Raw genomic sequence first — 15,637 nt, 5'->3', positions numbered from 1 at the left:
ATTGTACCGGTTCACGCCCGCTTCTTCACAATCGATTCACTGCCTGATTGCGATCTTCCCGCCGAGCGCTGAGCGTGCCAAGCAGGATCTCACTCGGCTTGGTGACATGAAGAGGCGTTGACGTGGTGGGATAGTGTTGCCGCTCCACGAAATGAAACGTCAGTGGCACCGGCGCTCGATCAGCAGGTAATTACCAGGCGTGCGTTTGGCATGTCGTTTGAGCTCGCAGAGTCTGTCGGAGATGGCCACGGGGCTCTTGAAGTGCTGTGGGTCAACCGGCAGCGCGGCGATGCTTAAACTGATAAAGGGAAAGAAGCGTTGCTGACCCTGACGATCTTTGCTTGTCAGTCCGCCGGCCTGTCGATCAGTGGGCCGGTAGAAGCTTGGTGTCATCGCCTCGAAACGCTCCAGCACCTGCTGGCAATGGTTTGCCCAGTCGTCGCCGCTCAGCAGCAGCATGAAATCGTCACCGCCGATATGACCCACGAAGTGGCCGTGTTCTCGCAAGGTGTCCTGCAGCAAGGTCGCCACGGCAATGATAACCTCGTCGCCATGGGCATAGCCGTAGCCATCGTTATACGCTTTGAACTGATCCAGATCGCAGTACGCCGCGACGAAGTCACGTCCATCGTTCAGTCGTGTCGCCAGGGCGTCATTGATCAGGGCGTTGCCGGGGAGACCGGTCAAGGGATTGGCGTGGCGGGCCAGGCGTACCTGATAGGCCGTAATTTCACGCAGCAGGTCGATAATATTGCCCATCCCCTGGTATACACCGGCATCGTCGACGATCACGAAGTCTTCATGGCGCTCGCCTTCTGTCTCGGTGATCCATTGGCTCAATTGTTCCAATGGCGTATTGAGGCGGGCCAGGACCATGTGCTTCTCGCTCAGCTCGTCCAAGGTGCTTTTGGCATAAAGCGAGTGACCGAAGGGGTTGGCAAAGAGTGTCAGAAAGGTATTGCGACGAATGATGCCCAGCGGTCGGCCCTGGCTGACCAGGGCCACGCAGCGAAGACTGGGGTCATGCTTGAAGCGATCAAGCAGCACCTGCAGCTTGGCCTTGGCATCGATTGCCGCAACCGGCTTGCAGATCGAGGCAGCCGTGACGCTCTTGTTGTAGTGGCGCCCGGCAGTGGGCATGAGGTGGGCGATGCTATGGGGTGGCTGGTCGCTGGGACGAGCGAAATGATAGCCCTGCAGGTAGGCCACCTGCATGCCCCACAGCGTATGATATTCCTCGCGGGTTTCGATGCCCTCGGCGATTAGCGTGCAGTTCAGGTTGCGAGCGACGTCGATGATCGAACGCAGGAACTGCTGCTTGGGGCTGTCCTGATCGATGCCTTCGATGAAGTGGCGATCAATCTTGACGAAATCCGGACGCAGCTCGGCCCAGTGGCGTAGCCCTGAATAACCGGCGCCAAGATCGTCAAGCGCCACTTTGAAGCCCATGTCCCGATAGTGGCCGACGGCCCGGCGCATCAAATCGTAGTCGTGGATCGGCGCGTGCTCGGTCAGTTCGATGACCACCCGTTGTGGTGAAAGGCCTAATCGTCTCAGGTACTCGATGGTGGCGCCTTCGCGGAAACCCCGTTCAAGGAGGGTCGCCGGCATCACATTGAGAAACAGGTGCGCTGGCAGGTCCAGTTCGACAAAGCGCTGGATGGCCAACCGTCGACAAAGGAGGTCGAGTTCAACCAGTCGTCCTTCTTTTTCGGCAACGCCGAATAGCATCAGAGGGGAATGTAGTGGGCAATCCGAAGGCCCACGCACCAGCGCCTCGTAGCCAAAAATCAACTGACTTTCGCCATCGACAATGGGTTGAAAGAGCACCGTCAGCGCCTCGGCCTCGATGATGTCATCAAGCCAGTGGGCGTCGCTTTGCTGCATCATGGGCTGCGTGGGTGGCGACATGCGAGGAAGTTGGGCCTCTCGTGAGTTTGGCGTCACAGCCTTTAGGTTGTATTAGTCTCATTGCAATGATGTGACATCATACCGTGGCATTGCCGCTCGGAATTGCCGGCCGCGTTGCTGCCGCAGAGCCGCTGTGATGATATGCGCCTCCTGTTTTTCATTTTTACTCTTGAGCCTCGAACAAGGATTTGACTATGCGCTCGTTGATGCGGCGGTTGGCACAGTGGCTGATGATCTCAAGCCTTGTCATGGCGCCATTCGCCATGGCCAATGAGGTGCCCCGCATCGCCGTGGCGTCGAGCCTGCAGTTTGCCCTGACCGAAATCGCCGATGACTTTCAAGGCGCCAGCGGCCGTCAGGTGATCCTCAATGTGGGATCGTCGGGCAACTTCCGCCGTCAGATCGCTCAGGGCGCGCCCTTCGAGCTTTTCCTGTCGGCCAACGAAGGCTATGTTCAGGCCCTTCATGAGGCCGGCAAGACCCGTGATGCCGGGGTGCGTTACGCCCGCGGTCGCCTGGTCTGGCTGCAACGCTCGGGTCGACAGGAGCAAGGGCAAGAAAGCGAGGGCCAGAAGAGCGAGCTGCCCCCCGAAGAGGCGCCGCTTGCTGCGGTGCAGGCAGCCGTTAAGACCTGGCAGGCTGACGGCACGCGCTCGCGTATCGCGCTGGCCAATCCCGAGCATGCCCCCTATGGCGTGGCGGCGCGTCAAGTCCTTGAACACGAGGGACTATGGGATGCCAGTCGGCCCTTGCAAGTGATGGGCGAGAACGTCGCTCAGGCGGCACGCTTCGCGCTGTCTGCGGACACCCGCGGCGGTCTGGTGGCCTATTCGCTGGCGCGCTCGCCGGCCCTGGCCAAACAAGGCGACTATGTGCTGATCCCCGAGGCCTGGCATTCTCCCCTGTATCAGCGTATGGCGCTTGTGCAGGGAGCCGGGGAAACCGCCGAGGCCTTTTATGCCTATCTCCAGAGTGACGCCGCCAGGCGTGTGTTGCGCGACTATGGCTTTGGCGTGCCGGACATGGGCGCGCCCTGATGGACTGGAGCGCTCTATCTGTTTCGTTGCGCTTGGCGTTGGGCACTTGCCTGATTTTGCTGCCGGTTGGGTTGTGGCTCGGGCGCCGCCTGGCTCGGATACAGCGTCGGCGAGCGTTGTTCGAAGCGCTAGTGGCGCTGCCGCTGGTGATGCCACCCACGGTACTCGGGTTCTATCTGATGCTGGCCTTTGCCGGCGATGGTCCCTTGGGCGGGCTCTGGCAGTCACTTGCCGGTACTAGCCTGAATTTCACCTTCACCGGCATCCTGCTGGCCTCGCTACTGGTCAACCTGCCCTTCGCCGTGCAGCCCATTCAGCGCGCCTTTGAGGCGGTGCCGGATACCTTGCGTGAGGCTGCCTGGTGTAGTGGCCTATCGCCACGCCAGACCTTCTGGCGCATCGAGTTGCCGCTGGTGCGCTCAGGGGTGGTATCGGCGCTGGCCCTGATGTTCGCCCACACGCTGGGTGAGTTCGGGGTGATCCTGATGGTGGGCGGCGCCATTGATGGCGAGACGCGCACCCTGTCGATTGCTATCTACGACCGCGTCCAGGCCTTCGATGAGGCCGGTGCCGCTCGTATGTCATTGCTGTTGCTGGGTATCTCGTTTCTGACCATCGGCATTGTCTATGGGCTTTCCCGGCGAGGAGGACGTCGCCATGGCTGAGCGCGGACACGGTGATCAGAAGACCGCTGGAGCCGGTCTCAATGAGGGCCATGGCGAGGGGCTCAATGTCTCGCTGCATCAGGCCGGCCCCATTCCGCTGGCGGCTGACTTTAGCTGCGCGCCGGGCGAACTTCTGGGGCTTGTCGGGCCATCCGGCAGCGGCAAGACCACGCTGCTTCGCGCGATCGCCGGCCTGACCCGGGTGAGTGGTGGCCATATTCACTGCGGTGGCGAGGCCTGGTTCGATGCCGAGCGTGGGCATTCGCTCAGCGTCCAGGCGCGACGCATCGGCTTCGTCTTTCAGGACTATGCCCTCTTTCCTCACCTGAGTGCCCGTGACAATGTCCTGCTGGCGGTGGAAGAGAGCGCTGAGGACGCGCGGTTAGCCACGGCTCATGCCTGGCTGTCCCGGGTGCGCCTCGAAGGACTCGAAGACCGCTTTCCTCACCAGCTCTCTGGTGGCCAGCGCCAGCGGGTGGCCGTGGCCCGCGCCCTTGCTCGCAAGCCGCGCGTGTTGCTGCTCGACGAACCCTTCTCGGCCGTGGACCAGGTGACTCGGCGACGCCTGCAGCGCGAACTGGCCCTGTTGCGTGAAACCCTGACCATTCCCATGGTGCTGGTCACCCATGACCTCGAGGAGGCCAGCTCCCTGGCCGACCGACTGTGCGTGCTGCACGGGGGCAAGACGCTGCAGAGTGGGCCGCCGGAAACCCTGTTTCGCGCTCCTGCATCACCGCAGATCGCCCGGCTGCTGGACCGCCATAACGTCTTCAGTGGCGAGGTGGTCGAGGTCGACGGTGCCCGTCGGCTGGCCTGGGGCTCCTATTGGCTGGAAGTCGATCAAGGCCTCGAGGAGGCAATGCTCGGGCAGACCCTGCGCTGGTACCTGCCTCCCTCGGATGTGGTGTTGCATCGGCGTGGCCGACCATCACGGGGCGAGCGAGAAAACCCGGTAGAAGGCCGTGTGCAGGAAATGGTGGTGCTTGGGGGGGTGACGCACATCACCCTGGCCTTCGGGCATGACGTAGAGACACTGCGTTTTGAAATCACCACTCATGCCGCCCGTCGCAATGGGCTGGCGAGAGGCGAAATCGTGCAGGTTTCGCTGCTAGCTAGCGGTATCCACCTGATGCAAGGAGCATCATCATGATGCGAGAGAGCCACGCATGAACGATTCCATCAGCACTGCCATCGGTATGAGCCGTCGTCGTTTTTTGACAGGGGCGGCCGCCGCCGGCGGCGTCCTTGGCGTAAGCGCGTTGCTGCCGCTGAGCGGCTGGTCAGACGGCCTGGCGCTTGCCGAGGAGATTCACTATGAGACGACGACCCTGGCCATTCACGGCGCTCATGGCCCGTCGCGCCTCAAGGTGGAGCTGGCCGAAAGCCCGCAGCAGCGGGCCAATGGCTTGATGGGACGCGAACACTTGGCGCCAGGGGCCGGCATGCTGTTTCTCTATTCGCGCCCCCAGTCGCCGGACAGCGGCTTCTGGATGTATCGCACCCTGATTCCCCTGGATATCGCCTTCATCGATAGCCAAGGGCGTATCGCCGCCATCCGCCAGATGACCCCCTGCGACGCTGATGCCTCCGGAGAGTGCCGTGCCTATCGCGCCGGTGTGAGATATCTGGCGGCACTGGAGGTCAATGCCGGCTACTTCGCCGAGCGTGGCATCAAGGTCGGCGACTGTGTCAGCCTGCCCGCTCAGGCAAAGCACCTGGCGGACGAGCATTTGCATGAGCAGTGCCGCCCCTGACGCTCAAGAGGTGGCTTTTTGGCGTGCCGGCTGGAGGATGATCAACGCCAGCCCGGCAAGCACCAGACCGCCGCCGGCTAGCTTGTTGATGCCCAGGCTATCGCCGAGCAGCCAGGCACCCAGCAGTACCGCCCCCACCGGCATCAACAGCGTCAGCGGCGTGACACGACTCACCGGGTGGCGTCGCAGCAGCCCGTACCAGATACCGTAGGCGACGATGGATGACATCACCGCGGTATAGCCCACCGCTCCCCAGCCGGCCCAGCCGGCGTTGCGCAGGGCGTCGAGGTGGCCGGTCTCGAACCACCAGGAACCAAGTGCCACCTGGGGAACCGCGAACAGGGCTATCCAGCCCGCCAGGGCCAGTGGTGGAATCTTGGGCCCGCGCTTGATCAACAGCTGCGAGATCGCCCAGCCCAGGGCGCTGAGCAGCAAGAGGGCCAGCGGCAGCGGCGAGGGCAGGGTAGGTCCGCCGGCCAGTACCACGACGCCAGCGAAGGACAGCAACAGGCCACCCAGCCGACGCGCGTCCAGATGCTCGCGCAGGAAGATCACCGCCAGCAGCGTGGCGAAGGGCGTACCCATTTGCACCAGCAGGGCACCGGTGCCGGCCTCGGCCTGACCCAGGCCGATGAACAGCAGGGCGAAGTGCAGGCTGCCAAAGGTCAGTGACAGTAGCATCAAGAAAGGGAGCTGGTGGCGCGGCACAGGATGAAAGGGCACCAGCAGCACTGCCACCAGCGCGAAGCGCAGAGTCGTCAGCAGCAGGGGCGGCAGGTCGGCCACCCCAAGCTTGATGACGATGATGTTCAGCGCCCAGATGGCGATGACGAAGAGGCCCAGTAGCAGGTCGCGGAGTGGCACGGCTCATCCTTAAGGTTGGTCGGCGGAAAAAGTTAGCAGCATAGCAGTTTACGGCCTGCGTTTGCCCAAGGTGGTATGTGCGGGAAAGACGCGTCATGGACGAGAGGTGTTCAGGCCATAGCGTCCGCCCAACAGGCGACAAGCAGGTGAGACATCTCGACGGGTTGCCTCATACCTTGGTTTGGCATCATTTCGTTCGGCTTCTATTTACACTGCACGTGGACTCGCTAATTGATTCATACCAATAACGAAGGCCCGCACCTCAGGCTTGGCCATCAGGTGTCATGGTGCCTCAATAAGGACACGACATGATGACGTTTCGCTTTTCTCGCCTGACCACGGCCCTGGCCGGTACTGCGCTACTGTGTACGGCACTGTCTGCTCAGGCTCGGGAACTGTCGGTTTCGACCGTGCTATCGGATGCTTTTCCCTGGGGCCAGGCGGCGGAGAAATGGGCAGAGCTGGTCGAGGAGCGCTCTGACGGTCGCCTGACACTGCGCGTCTACCCCAATGCCCAACTGGTGTCCGGCGATCAGACGCGGGAGTTCTCGGCCATGCGCTCGGGGCTGATCGATCTGGCAGTGGGCTCGACCATCAATTGGTCGCCGCAGGTGCCGGAGCTCAACCTGTTTTCGCTGCCGTTCTTCATGCCGGATAACGCCGCGGTCGATGCAGTGACCGGCGGTGAGGCCGGCGAGCAGGTCTTCGCGGCGATCGAAGAGGCTGGTGTGATACCGCTTGCCTGGGGCGAAAACGGCTTTCGCCAGCTTTCCAACTCACAGGGCCCCATCGATGAGCCGAGTGATCTCGAGGGCCTGAAGATTCGTGTGGTGGGCTCGCCGCTGTTTCAGGATACCTTCGAGGCACTGGGCGCCAACCCGACGCAGATGAGCTGGGCGGATGCCAAGCCGGCACTGACCACCGGTGCCGTCGACGGTCAGGAGAATCCGCTCTCGGTCTTCGACGTGGCACGCATCGATCAGGTCGGCCAGACGAACTTGACGCTGTGGAATTACATGAACGATCCGCTGGTGTTCGCGGCCAATCAGCGGGTCTGGGGCTCGCTTTCCGCCGAGGATCAGGCCCTGCTGCGCCAGGCCGCCGTTGACGCCGGCGAGTGGGAGATCGCCATGACGCGCGACGAAGAGAGCGAGCGGCGGGCGGCGATCGAGGAGCGTGGTGTCGAGATCGTGGAGCTCACCGACGCACAGCACGAGGCCTTCGTCGAGGCGACCCAGAGCGTTTATGCGACCTGGAAAGAGCAGATCGGCGAGGAACTGGTACAGGCTGCCCGCGACGACATGGCGGCCAACTGAAGATCAGTTCCCCTGTCGTTGTGAAGAGATGAAGGCGTGTCTCCGATTGACCGGCCCCCTTTGAGGGGGCCGTTGCTTTGATGTTCGAGGTCTCCATGAAACATTCTCCCGATGCCCGGCCCGAACGGGTGCTGGCCACGCTGTCGCTGGTGATCATCGCCCTGATCAGCCTGGCCAATGTCGTGGTGCGCTACGTGACGGATGCATCCTTCGCCTTTACCGAGGAGTTCTCGGTGTTCCTGCTGGTGGTGCTGACCTTTGCCGGTGCCTCGGTGGCGCTGCGGCGCAACGGTCATATCCGTATCAGCCTGCTCGAGCGTGCCTTGCCGGCGGGGCCGCGCAAGGCACTGATCGTCTTTCAGTGGCTATGTGGCGCCACGGTGCTTGGGCTGATCGTGTGGTTCGGTGGCAAGCTTGCCTGGGAGGAATACCACTGGCAGTCGCTGTCCCCGGGGCTTGGCTTGCCGCAATGGTGGTACATCATCTGGTTGCCGGTACTTGCTGCGTTGATGCTGTTACGCCTCAGTCAGCAGTGCCTGGATCGCTTGCGCGGAGGCATCCAAGATGAGTCCTGATGTCTGGATGATCCTGGCCTTCGTCGGTCTCCTGATCGCCGGCGTGCCGGTGGCCTTTTCGCTGGGTCTCTCCGGGGCGCTGGGTATCGTGATGGGGCTGCCGGCGACGATGCTGGCGACGCTTGGCACCAACACTTACAACAGCGTCGCCAAGTACCCGTTGATCGCCATACCGCTGTTTATCCTCACGGGCCTGATCTTCGAGCGTGCGGGAGTGGCCGCCCGTTTGGTGCGTTTCGCCCAGGCCTTGATAGGCCCGCGCCATGGCGGACTCGCTCTGGTGGCGGTGCTGGTGTGCATGATCATGGGCGGCATGAGTGGCTCGGGGCCTGCCGATGCGGCGGCCGTGGCCATGGTGATGCTGCCGAGCATGACCCGGGCGGGCTACCCCAAGCCGTTCTCGGCGACGCTGATTGCGGCATCCGCCTCAACGGCGATCCTGATTCCGCCCTCGGTGGCGCTGATCCTGTATTCGATCGTGGTGCCGGGTGTCGATCTGCGCGCGCTGTTCGCGGCCGGGCTTTTCCCGGGCATGCTGGCTGGCGCGGCGCTGTTGGTCCCGGCCTGGTGGTTGTCGCGGCGCTACCGCTGGGAAGCGCCTGAGAACGTGGCGCGCCCGGCGTTGGGTGAGAGCTTTCGCCAGGCCCTGCCGGCGCTGTTCGCGCCGGTGCTGATCCTTGGAGGGCTGCGCTCGGGCCTTTTTACACCCACCGAGGCGGCGGTGGCGGCGGTTACCTATGGTGTGATCGTGGGCGTCTTCCTGACCCGTGAACTTAACTGGCGGGAACTGTGGCGACTGTTCGGCGAGGCTGCGGTCATCACCGGGGTGGTGATGTTGATTATTGCGCTTGCAGGTATTTTCGCCTGGGCCGGTACCATGCTCGGTACCTTCCGGCATCTGGCCGAGTGGATCATTGGCCTTTCCGACAACGGCGTCTGGCTGCTGGTGCTGATCATGCTGGCGGTGTTGCTCGCCGGCATGGTGCTGGATGCGATCTCGATCTATCTGATCATGATGCCGATCCTGATCCCGGTAATGGAGCATTTCGGCTGGCACCCGGTGTGGTTCGGTATTCTGTTGGCGATGAATATCGCCATCGGTCAGTTCACACCCCCCGTCGCGGTGAATCTGATGGTGACCACGGAGGTAGCGAAGATTCGTCTCGAGCAGACCGTGGGCTGGGCGCTGGTATTCGTCGTGGCCATGGGCGCGGCGCTTGCGCTGGTCGCGATATTTCCGGCCATCGCCCTATGGCTGCCGGGAATTCTGGGCTATAACGTCTAGCCAGATGCCGAGAAGCCTCCCCACGGAATAGGGGAGCCCGCGTATCGGTGAAAAGCAGATCAGGAACCACAGGGAGGTGGAACCTATGAAAGTCGTGATGCGAGTGGCGCGAGCGCGCCATAGGCCAGTGGCATACCCGTGCCTGAGTCGGCTAGGGCTTTGCCTTGTGTTGACAGGCTGGGCGTTGGTTGCCCAGGCGCAGGTCTATTCCTGGCAGGATGACCAGGGCCAATGGCACTTCGCCGACCATGCCCCCGCCGCTGGGGCCGAGCGCCGCGCGCTTGATGATCTACCGGATCTCAACACCATGCGTCCCCCCGAAGACTCTCCCTATCGGCCGCTATCATCACCCAGGCCATCCGCTCAACGATCGCAACCCTCGGCAGGTGGGCAGGACGCTCACTGCGATAGCCTCGAGCGCCGTCTCGAGGCCGTTCAGCGCGAGCTGCGCGCCGGCTACCAGGAACCTCGCGGCAATCGGCTGCGGGCGCGTCGACGCGAGCTGACCGCCGCGTATCGACGTGAGTGTCGCGAGTCCCTGGTGGGGCCCTGATACACGATTCCTGTCTTTCCCGGTGACGCCTGAGCTGACCGTTTGGGCACAAGGCCTGGTTGCTTCACAGCAGGGTGCTGGCGGCGCGATGTAGCTGAGCGTGGCGATTGGCCAGCGCCTCCAGGTCGCGATCATAGCCCCCGCCGATAACCGCTGCTACCGGGATGTGGGCGTCTCGACAGGTCCCCAGCACGTAATGGTCTCGAGCGAACAGCCCGTCATCGCACAATGCCAGGTGCCCGAGGCGATCATCGGCATGCACGTCGACGCCAGCATCATATAGCACCAGGTCCGGGGCGAACTGAACGAGTAGTGGGGGCAGACTCGCCCTCAAGCGTGCCAGGTAGTCTAGATTACCTGTGCCACGAGGCAGGGCGATGTCCAGGTCGCTATGCTGCTTGCGGGCCGGAAAGTTCTCTGCCCCATGCATCGAGAAGGTGAAAACACGCTGATCGTTGCGGAAAAGCCGTGCGGTCCCGTCACCCTGGTGAACGTCCAGATCAACAATCAGGATGCGCTTCACCCATCTCCGGTCCAAGGCATGAGCCGCGGCGACCGCAAGGTCATTGATCAGGCAGTAGCCGCTGGCGGCATCGGCATGAGCATGGTGGGTACCGCCAGCGGTGTTGCAGGCAAGGCCGGTATCGAGAGCCGCTTCGACGCTTGCCTGGGTGCCGCCGACTTCAAGCAGCGTGCGGGCGACAAGTGACTCGGACCAGCGAAAACCGCTGCGACGTTGGGCCGACTCATTCAGGGTGCCGCCGAGGAAGGCATGCAGATAGTCGGCCGTATGCACGCGGGCCAGGCTGGCTTCACTTGCTGGCTGTGGGGTGATCCACTCGGCAAGATGCTCGAGCTTCTCGGCGGCTAATGTCTCGCGCAGCACCCGGAATTTAGCCATCGGGAAGGGGTGCCGCGGTGGCATCTCGATGGTGTAACCCGAGTGGTGAATCAGTGGCAGCAGCATGGCGGGTGTCAGGATGATTTGGCGAGTTCGAGGTCGCTACCACTCTACCCGCCACCCCGGGGCGAGGCCACTCAGGACGATCCGGCATCTTGAAGCATCGACAGTGTTTGCTGATAGAGCGACAAGCTTTCGCCGTCGTGCAGGATGAAACGCACGTGTCGAAGGTGATGGCAGTGCTGGGTCTCCTTCAAGACGGTAGTCAGCGCCACCCGGGTCGCTTCTTTCATGGGATAGCCGAACGCGCCAGTGGATAGGGCAGGGAAGGCGATCGAGATAAGTTCGTGTTCTTCGGCCAGTATGATGGCCTCCCGGTAGCAGGACGCTAATAGCGCATCCGAGGGCTCATCGCGCCCATAGACGGGCCCCAGGCAATGAATGACATGGCGGTTGGGCAAGTCATGGGCGCCGGTGATTACCGCCTGGCCGGGCCGGATCGGCGCCTTGGGTTGACACTCATGGGCGAGGCCCGGGCCAGCGGCTCGATGCAGAGCGCCGGCGACGCCGCCACCCGACATGAGCTGTGCATTGGCGGCATTAACCACTGCGTCCATGTCGGGTTGGTTGGCGATGTCACCCTGACGGCATTCAATCTCGACGGTGGGTGTCATGCTGACCTCCTTGATCCTCTTGGGTGCTATCAAGCCTAACCGCAATATTAAGGTCTATCCGACTATCGCGAATAAAGTTGACATAGTTTTACATGATTCAACGCGAGGGGTGACTAGGCTAATTGATGTAAACTTCTGAATCGCATGGTCGATTTGACCTAAAGTAGTGCATACTCATTTTCTTGTAAGCATTAACGGTACGAAACGCTGAAAAGCGCAACGTCGCCAGACCCGCGCAGGCAAGCTATAACTGATACAACGAATGCGATGATCGCCAAAAAGCAGAAAGATATCGCCATTCGGGTATGCCCGCTGACGAAAGGGCTGAGCGAAGATGTCGCAGAGATGGCATAGCCATCCAACGTCAACACTATCAAGAGGTGTCTGAATGAAACGCCATGCAATCACTGCTGCAGCCGTAACTGGCCTGCTGACGGGTGCTGCCATGTTCTCCTCGCCTGTTGTGGCCCAGGAGCGCTTCATCACCATCGGTACCGGCGGTCAGACCGGCGTCTACTATGTGGTCGGTCAGTCGATCTGTCGTCTCGTGAATCGTCTCGAAGACTCTGATATCAAGTGCAACGCACCGTCTACCGGCGGTTCCGTCGCTAACATCAACGGCATCAAGTCCGGCGAGCTCGACATGGGTGTTGCCCAGTCCGACGTGCAATATCAAGCCTATAACGGTACCGGCAACTTCGATGGCGATGCTTACCCCGAGCTGCGCGCGGTCTTCCGCGTACACGGTGAGCCGCTAACCCTGTTGGCTCGCGCCGACTCCGGCATCGAAACGCTTGATGACCTCGAGGGCAAGCGTGTCAACATCGGCAACCCGGGCTCAGGCCAGCGCAATACCATGGAAGAGGTCATGAATGCCAAGGGGTGGACCGAGGACACCTTCTCGTTGGCCTCTCAACTGGATGCCGCCGAGCAGGCTGCGGCGCTTGCCGATAACAACATCGATGCCATGGTCTATGTGGTCGGTCACCCGAACGGCTCCATTCAGGAAGCGACCACGACCGTCGATTCTAAGCTGATTCCGTTGGATGGCTCTGCCATCGAGGGTCTGGTCGAGGAGTATCCCTACTACTCCCAGGTGGTGATCCCGGGCGGCCTCTACAAGGGTAACGATGAAGATGTCACTACCTTCGGTGTGGCGGCTACCTTTGTCACCAAGGCCTCCGTGGACGAGGACATCATCTATCAAAGCGTCAAAGCGGTGTTCGATAACTTCGATCGCTTCAAGCGCCTACACCCCGCCTTCGCTAACCTGAAGGAAGAAGAGATGGTCACCCAAGGGTTGTCAGCTCCGCTGCACCCGGGTGCAGCGCGTTACTATCGTGAGCGTGGCTGGATCGAGTGATTCAGGCCTGACAGGAGCTTAAGCTGTTGACTCGATGCGCGGCCGTTCCATAAGGGAGGTCGCGCATCTTGGTATTAGACCCGTGGCATGGCCCGGGCGACTAGGCTTTTTCCGGTGATGATGGCAATCAGGATGATTTCATGAGCGAAGACAATACAAGAGCCTCGGCTTCGAGTGCCGATCTCGAGGATATGGTTGCGTCCTCGGACTCCGGTTCACGTAAGCCTCCCGGGATGCCCGGCAAAATTTTGGTGATAACAGCGGCGGTCTGGTCGCTCTTCCAGCTTTGGATCGCTTCACCACTACCCTTCATACTCGAATTTGGGGTGTTCAACGCCACAGAATCGCGCTCGATTCACCTGGCTTTCGCCCTCTTTCTGGCTTATATGGCCTATCCCGCCTCGAAGAATTCTCCGCGGGATCGTATTCCTATCCAAGACTGGGTACTCGGCCTGCTGGCGGCGCTCGCCGGGGCCTATATGTTTATTTTCTACGAGCAGCTGGCCCAGCGACCCGGTGCGCCAATCATGCAGGACGTGATTGTCGGCGTCATTGGTATCCTGCTGCTGCTTGAGGCCACACGCCGGGCGCTCGGCCCGCCGCTGATGATTGTGGCCATGGTATTTATCGGCTACTCGCTGGCAGGTCCCTACATGCCGGGAATCCTCTCGCATCGAGGCGTCAGCGTCTTCGGGCTGATCAACCACCAGTGGCTGACGACCCAAGGGGTATTCGGTATTGCGCTGGGGGTGTCGACCAGCTTTGTGTTCCTGTTCGTGTTGTTTGGTGCCTTGCTCGACAAGGCTGGCGCCGGTAACTATTTCATCAAGGTCGCTTTTTCGTTACTCGGCCACTATAAGGGTGGTCCAGCCAAGGCTGCGGTTGTCGCTTCGGGCATGACCGGCCTGATTTCGGGTTCTTCCATTGCCAACGTCGTCACCACCGGTACTTTCACGATTCCGATGATGAAGCGTGTCGGCTTTTCCTCCGAGAAAGCTGGGGCCGTCGAGGTCGCTTCTTCGGTGAATGGTCAGATCATGCCGCCAGTCATGGGGGCTGCGGCCTTCCTGATGGTCGAGTATGTGGGCATCTCGTATGTAGACGTCATCAAGCATGCCTTCCTGCCGGCGCTCATTTCCTATATCGCGCTGGTCTACATCGTTCACCTCGAGGCCCTCAAGGCCAACATGAAAGGACTTCAAAGCAGCAATCCGCCAAAGCCGCTGGTCCGCAAGGCTGTCGGTTTTCTGGCGGGACTGCTCTTGATGATGATTACCGCCCTGGTGGTTTATTACGGCTTAGGATGGCTAAAGCCAGTACTCGGCGGTGCGACACCCTGGGTGGTAGCGGCTGGCCTGACGGTAATATATATCGGTCTGCTCAAGGTGGGGGCCAACTATCCTGAGCTCGAGAATGACGATCCCAACGCGCCAGTGATCACGTTGCCCCAGACGCGGCCGACCGTGATGGTGGGGCTACAGTATATTCTGCCTGTCGTGGTGCTGGTCTGGTGCCTGATGGTCGAGCGTCTTTCGCCAGGGCTTTCGGCCTTCTGGGCCACGGTGTTCATGACCTTCATCATTGTGACCCAGCGCCCTATTTCGGGAATATTCCGGGGGCAGAGTGAGCTGGTCGAGGACATCAAGTCAGGCTTTCTGGACCTGTGGGATGGGTTAGTGACCGGTGCGCGCAACATGATCGGTATCGGTATCGCCACGGCTACCGCAGGCATTATCGTGGGTGCCGTGTCGCAGACCGGTGTGGGCCTTGTGCTCGCCGACGTGGTCGAGATCCTGTCGATGGGCAACCTGATGCTGATCTTGATGCTCACGGCAGTGCTCAGCTTGATCCTCGGCATGGGGTTGCCGACCACCGCCAACTATATTGTGGTGTCGGCGCTTCTGGCGCCGGTGATCGTGACGCTGGGTGAGCAGAATGGTTTGCTGGTGCCGCTGATCGCCGTGCACCTCTTCGTGTTCTATTTCGGCATCATGGCCGACGTTACCCCGCCGGTGGGGCTGGCATCCTTTGCCGCTGCTGCTGTATCGGGCGGTGATCCGCTGAGAACCGGCTTCCAGGCGTTCTACTACAGCCTGCGGACCGCAGCGCTGCCATTCCTCTTTATCTTCAATACTGACCTGCTGCTGATCGATGTGACCTTCCTGCAGGGCATTGTGGTGTTCGTTGTATCGACGCTTGCCATGTTGATCTTTGCGGCGGCGACACAGGGTTTCATGCTGACCCGTAACCGCTGGTATGAAAGCGTACTGCTGTTGCTGGTGGCCTTTTCCCTGTTCCGCCCGGGCTTCTGGATGGACATGATCCACGACCCTTACCAGTCGGTGCCGCCGAACCAGTTCGTGCAGCAGCTTGGCGAAATGGATGACGACAGCACACTGCGCCTACAGGTGTCAGGTGAAGATCCCTACGGTGATCCTTTGACCACCTATATGACATTGCCGGTACCCGAAGGCGAAACGGGCGAGGAGCGCTTGGCCAACTTCGGCCTGGAGCTGCTGATCGAGGATGAAACCGTCATCGTCGATATGGTCGCCTTCGGTAGCCAAGCCGAGAAGCTTGGCTTCGACTTCGATCAAAAAATTATCGAGGTGCTGGCGCCGGTGGATCGGTGGTCGAAAGAATGGATGTGGATTCCGGCGTTCGGACTTTTTGTTCTGATTGTGCTGCTTCAGCGGCGCCGTCGAGACGCCTCAGCCAAGCCGGCTACCGCGTAACGGA

The 15,637-nt window shown here is 61.2% G+C and carries 14 protein-coding genes; 10 read left to right on the top strand and 4 right to left on the bottom strand.

Translation table 11 applies throughout. The features are described 5' to 3' along the window. Window positions 1-159: 159 nt before the first annotated feature. Window positions 160-1,911 carry a bifunctional diguanylate cyclase/phosphodiesterase gene (locus ETC27_RS01965; protein ID WP_240724760.1) on the bottom strand — a complete coding sequence of 584 codons (1,752 nt, stop codon included), beginning with the start codon at window positions 1,909-1,911 and terminating at the stop codon, window positions 160-162. Between the two features lie 194 nt (window positions 1,912-2,105). On the opposite strand from ETC27_RS01965, the gene modA reads away from it, so the two are divergent. From modA to ETC27_RS01945, 4 genes are read left to right on the top strand one after another with little or no spacing between them, the layout of a single operon-like run. After that, window positions 2,106-2,948, top strand: a complete 843-nt coding sequence (modA, locus tag ETC27_RS01960) for a molybdate ABC transporter substrate-binding protein (protein ID WP_136253291.1) — start codon at window positions 2,106-2,108, stop codon at window positions 2,946-2,948. Beyond that, on the top strand, window positions 2,948-3,613 hold the full coding sequence (modB, locus tag ETC27_RS01955; RefSeq protein ID WP_136253290.1) for a molybdate ABC transporter permease subunit: 666 nt from the start codon (window positions 2,948-2,950) through the stop codon (window positions 3,611-3,613). Before modA ends, modB begins: the two co-directional genes overlap by 1 nt. Continuing rightward, window positions 3,606-4,763: an ABC transporter ATP-binding protein gene (locus ETC27_RS01950; RefSeq protein WP_136253289.1), complete on the top strand. Its 1,158-nt coding sequence runs from the start codon at window positions 3,606-3,608 to the stop codon at window positions 4,761-4,763. Before modB ends, ETC27_RS01950 begins: the two co-directional genes overlap by 8 nt. A 16-nt stretch (window positions 4,764-4,779) precedes the next feature. Next, window positions 4,780-5,367, top strand: coding sequence for a DUF192 domain-containing protein (locus tag ETC27_RS01945; RefSeq protein ID WP_240724759.1), 588 nt, complete (start codon window positions 4,780-4,782; stop codon window positions 5,365-5,367). Window positions 5,368-5,370: 3 nt separating this feature from the next. Here ETC27_RS01945 and ETC27_RS01940 read toward each other — a convergent pair whose 3' ends face one another. After that, window positions 5,371-6,231 carry a DMT family transporter gene (locus ETC27_RS01940; RefSeq protein ID WP_136253288.1) on the bottom strand — a complete coding sequence of 287 codons (861 nt, stop codon included), beginning with the start codon at window positions 6,229-6,231 and terminating at the stop codon, window positions 5,371-5,373. Between the two features lie 308 nt (window positions 6,232-6,539). On the opposite strand from ETC27_RS01940, the gene ETC27_RS01935 reads away from it, so the two are divergent. The 4 genes from ETC27_RS01935 (at window position 6,540) to ETC27_RS01920 (ending at window position 9,960) form a co-directional block, all read left to right on the top strand. Continuing rightward, complete coding sequence (locus tag ETC27_RS01935; RefSeq protein WP_136253287.1) at window positions 6,540-7,547, top strand: DctP family TRAP transporter solute-binding subunit; 1,008 nt, start codon at window positions 6,540-6,542, stop codon at window positions 7,545-7,547. Between the two features lie 95 nt (window positions 7,548-7,642). Then, window positions 7,643-8,122 (top strand): TRAP transporter small permease, encoded by a 480-nt coding sequence (locus ETC27_RS01930; protein ID WP_136253286.1) that lies wholly within the window; start codon window positions 7,643-7,645, stop codon window positions 8,120-8,122. Next, entirely contained in the window at window positions 8,112-9,407 is a 1,296-nt protein-coding gene (locus ETC27_RS01925; RefSeq protein WP_136253285.1) for a TRAP transporter large permease, read from the top strand. Before ETC27_RS01930 ends, ETC27_RS01925 begins: the two co-directional genes overlap by 11 nt. Window positions 9,408-9,573: 166 nt before the next feature. Further along, window positions 9,574-9,960, top strand: coding sequence for a DUF4124 domain-containing protein (locus ETC27_RS01920; RefSeq protein WP_168709007.1), 387 nt, complete (start codon window positions 9,574-9,576; stop codon window positions 9,958-9,960). 64 nt (window positions 9,961-10,024) lie between these two features. Here the strand turns inward: ETC27_RS01920 and ETC27_RS01915 are convergent, their stop codons facing one another. Then, window positions 10,025-10,927, bottom strand: coding sequence for a histone deacetylase family protein (locus ETC27_RS01915; RefSeq protein ID WP_136253283.1), 903 nt, complete (start codon window positions 10,925-10,927; stop codon window positions 10,025-10,027). 71 nt (window positions 10,928-10,998) lie between these two features. Then, the gene (locus tag ETC27_RS01910; RefSeq protein ID WP_136253282.1) at window positions 10,999-11,535 is read right to left on the bottom strand and encodes a macro domain-containing protein; all 537 of its coding nucleotides are present in this window, start codon (window positions 11,533-11,535) and stop codon (window positions 10,999-11,001) included. 388 nt (window positions 11,536-11,923) lie between these two features. Here ETC27_RS01910 and ETC27_RS01905 point away from each other — a divergent pair, with 388 nt between their 5' ends. After that, window positions 11,924-12,898, top strand: coding sequence for a TAXI family TRAP transporter solute-binding subunit (locus ETC27_RS01905; RefSeq protein WP_136253281.1), 975 nt, complete (start codon window positions 11,924-11,926; stop codon window positions 12,896-12,898). 140 nt (window positions 12,899-13,038) lie between these two features. Beyond that, a complete protein-coding gene (locus tag ETC27_RS01900; protein WP_136253280.1) occupies window positions 13,039-15,633 on the top strand; it encodes a TRAP transporter permease in 2,595 nt (864 codons plus the stop codon). Window positions 15,634-15,637: the final 4 nt, after the last annotated feature.

Source organism: Onishia niordana (assembly GCF_004798965.1).
GTDB classification, from domain to species: Bacteria; Pseudomonadota; Gammaproteobacteria; order Pseudomonadales; family Halomonadaceae; genus Onishia; species Onishia niordana.
The sequence above is the reverse complement of the archived record's forward strand: the minus strand, read 5'-3'. Positions and strand labels throughout refer to the sequence as shown.

What these genes read in the sequence shown, in the direction of transcription:
- ETC27_RS01945 (WP_240724759.1), top strand. Translation starts at nt 4,780, where the DNA reads ATGAACGATTCCATCAGCACTGCCATCGGTATGAGCCGTCGTCGTTTT.
- ETC27_RS01925 (WP_136253285.1), top strand. Translation starts at nt 8,112, where the DNA reads ATGAGTCCTGATGTCTGGATGATCCTGGCCTTCGTCGGTCTCCTGATC.
- ETC27_RS01900 (WP_136253280.1), top strand. Translation starts at nt 13,039, where the DNA reads ATGAGCGAAGACAATACAAGAGCCTCGGCTTCGAGTGCCGATCTCGAG.
- modA (WP_136253291.1), top strand. Translation starts at nt 2,106, where the DNA reads ATGCGCTCGTTGATGCGGCGGTTGGCACAGTGGCTGATGATCTCAAGC.
- ETC27_RS01910 (WP_136253282.1), bottom strand. Translation starts at nt 11,535, where the DNA reads ATGACACCCACCGTCGAGATTGAATGCCGTCAGGGTGACATCGCCAAC.
- modB (WP_136253290.1), top strand. Translation starts at nt 2,948, where the DNA reads ATGGACTGGAGCGCTCTATCTGTTTCGTTGCGCTTGGCGTTGGGCACT.
- ETC27_RS01965 (WP_240724760.1), bottom strand. Translation starts at nt 1,911, where the DNA reads ATGTCGCCACCCACGCAGCCCATGATGCAGCAAAGCGACGCCCACTGG.
- ETC27_RS01930 (WP_136253286.1), top strand. Translation starts at nt 7,643, where the DNA reads ATGAAACATTCTCCCGATGCCCGGCCCGAACGGGTGCTGGCCACGCTG.
- ETC27_RS01915 (WP_136253283.1), bottom strand. Translation starts at nt 10,927, where the DNA reads ATGCTGCTGCCACTGATTCACCACTCGGGTTACACCATCGAGATGCCA.
- ETC27_RS01950 (WP_136253289.1), top strand. Translation starts at nt 3,606, where the DNA reads ATGGCTGAGCGCGGACACGGTGATCAGAAGACCGCTGGAGCCGGTCTC.
- ETC27_RS01905 (WP_136253281.1), top strand. Translation starts at nt 11,924, where the DNA reads ATGAAACGCCATGCAATCACTGCTGCAGCCGTAACTGGCCTGCTGACG.
- ETC27_RS01935 (WP_136253287.1), top strand. Translation starts at nt 6,540, where the DNA reads ATGATGACGTTTCGCTTTTCTCGCCTGACCACGGCCCTGGCCGGTACT.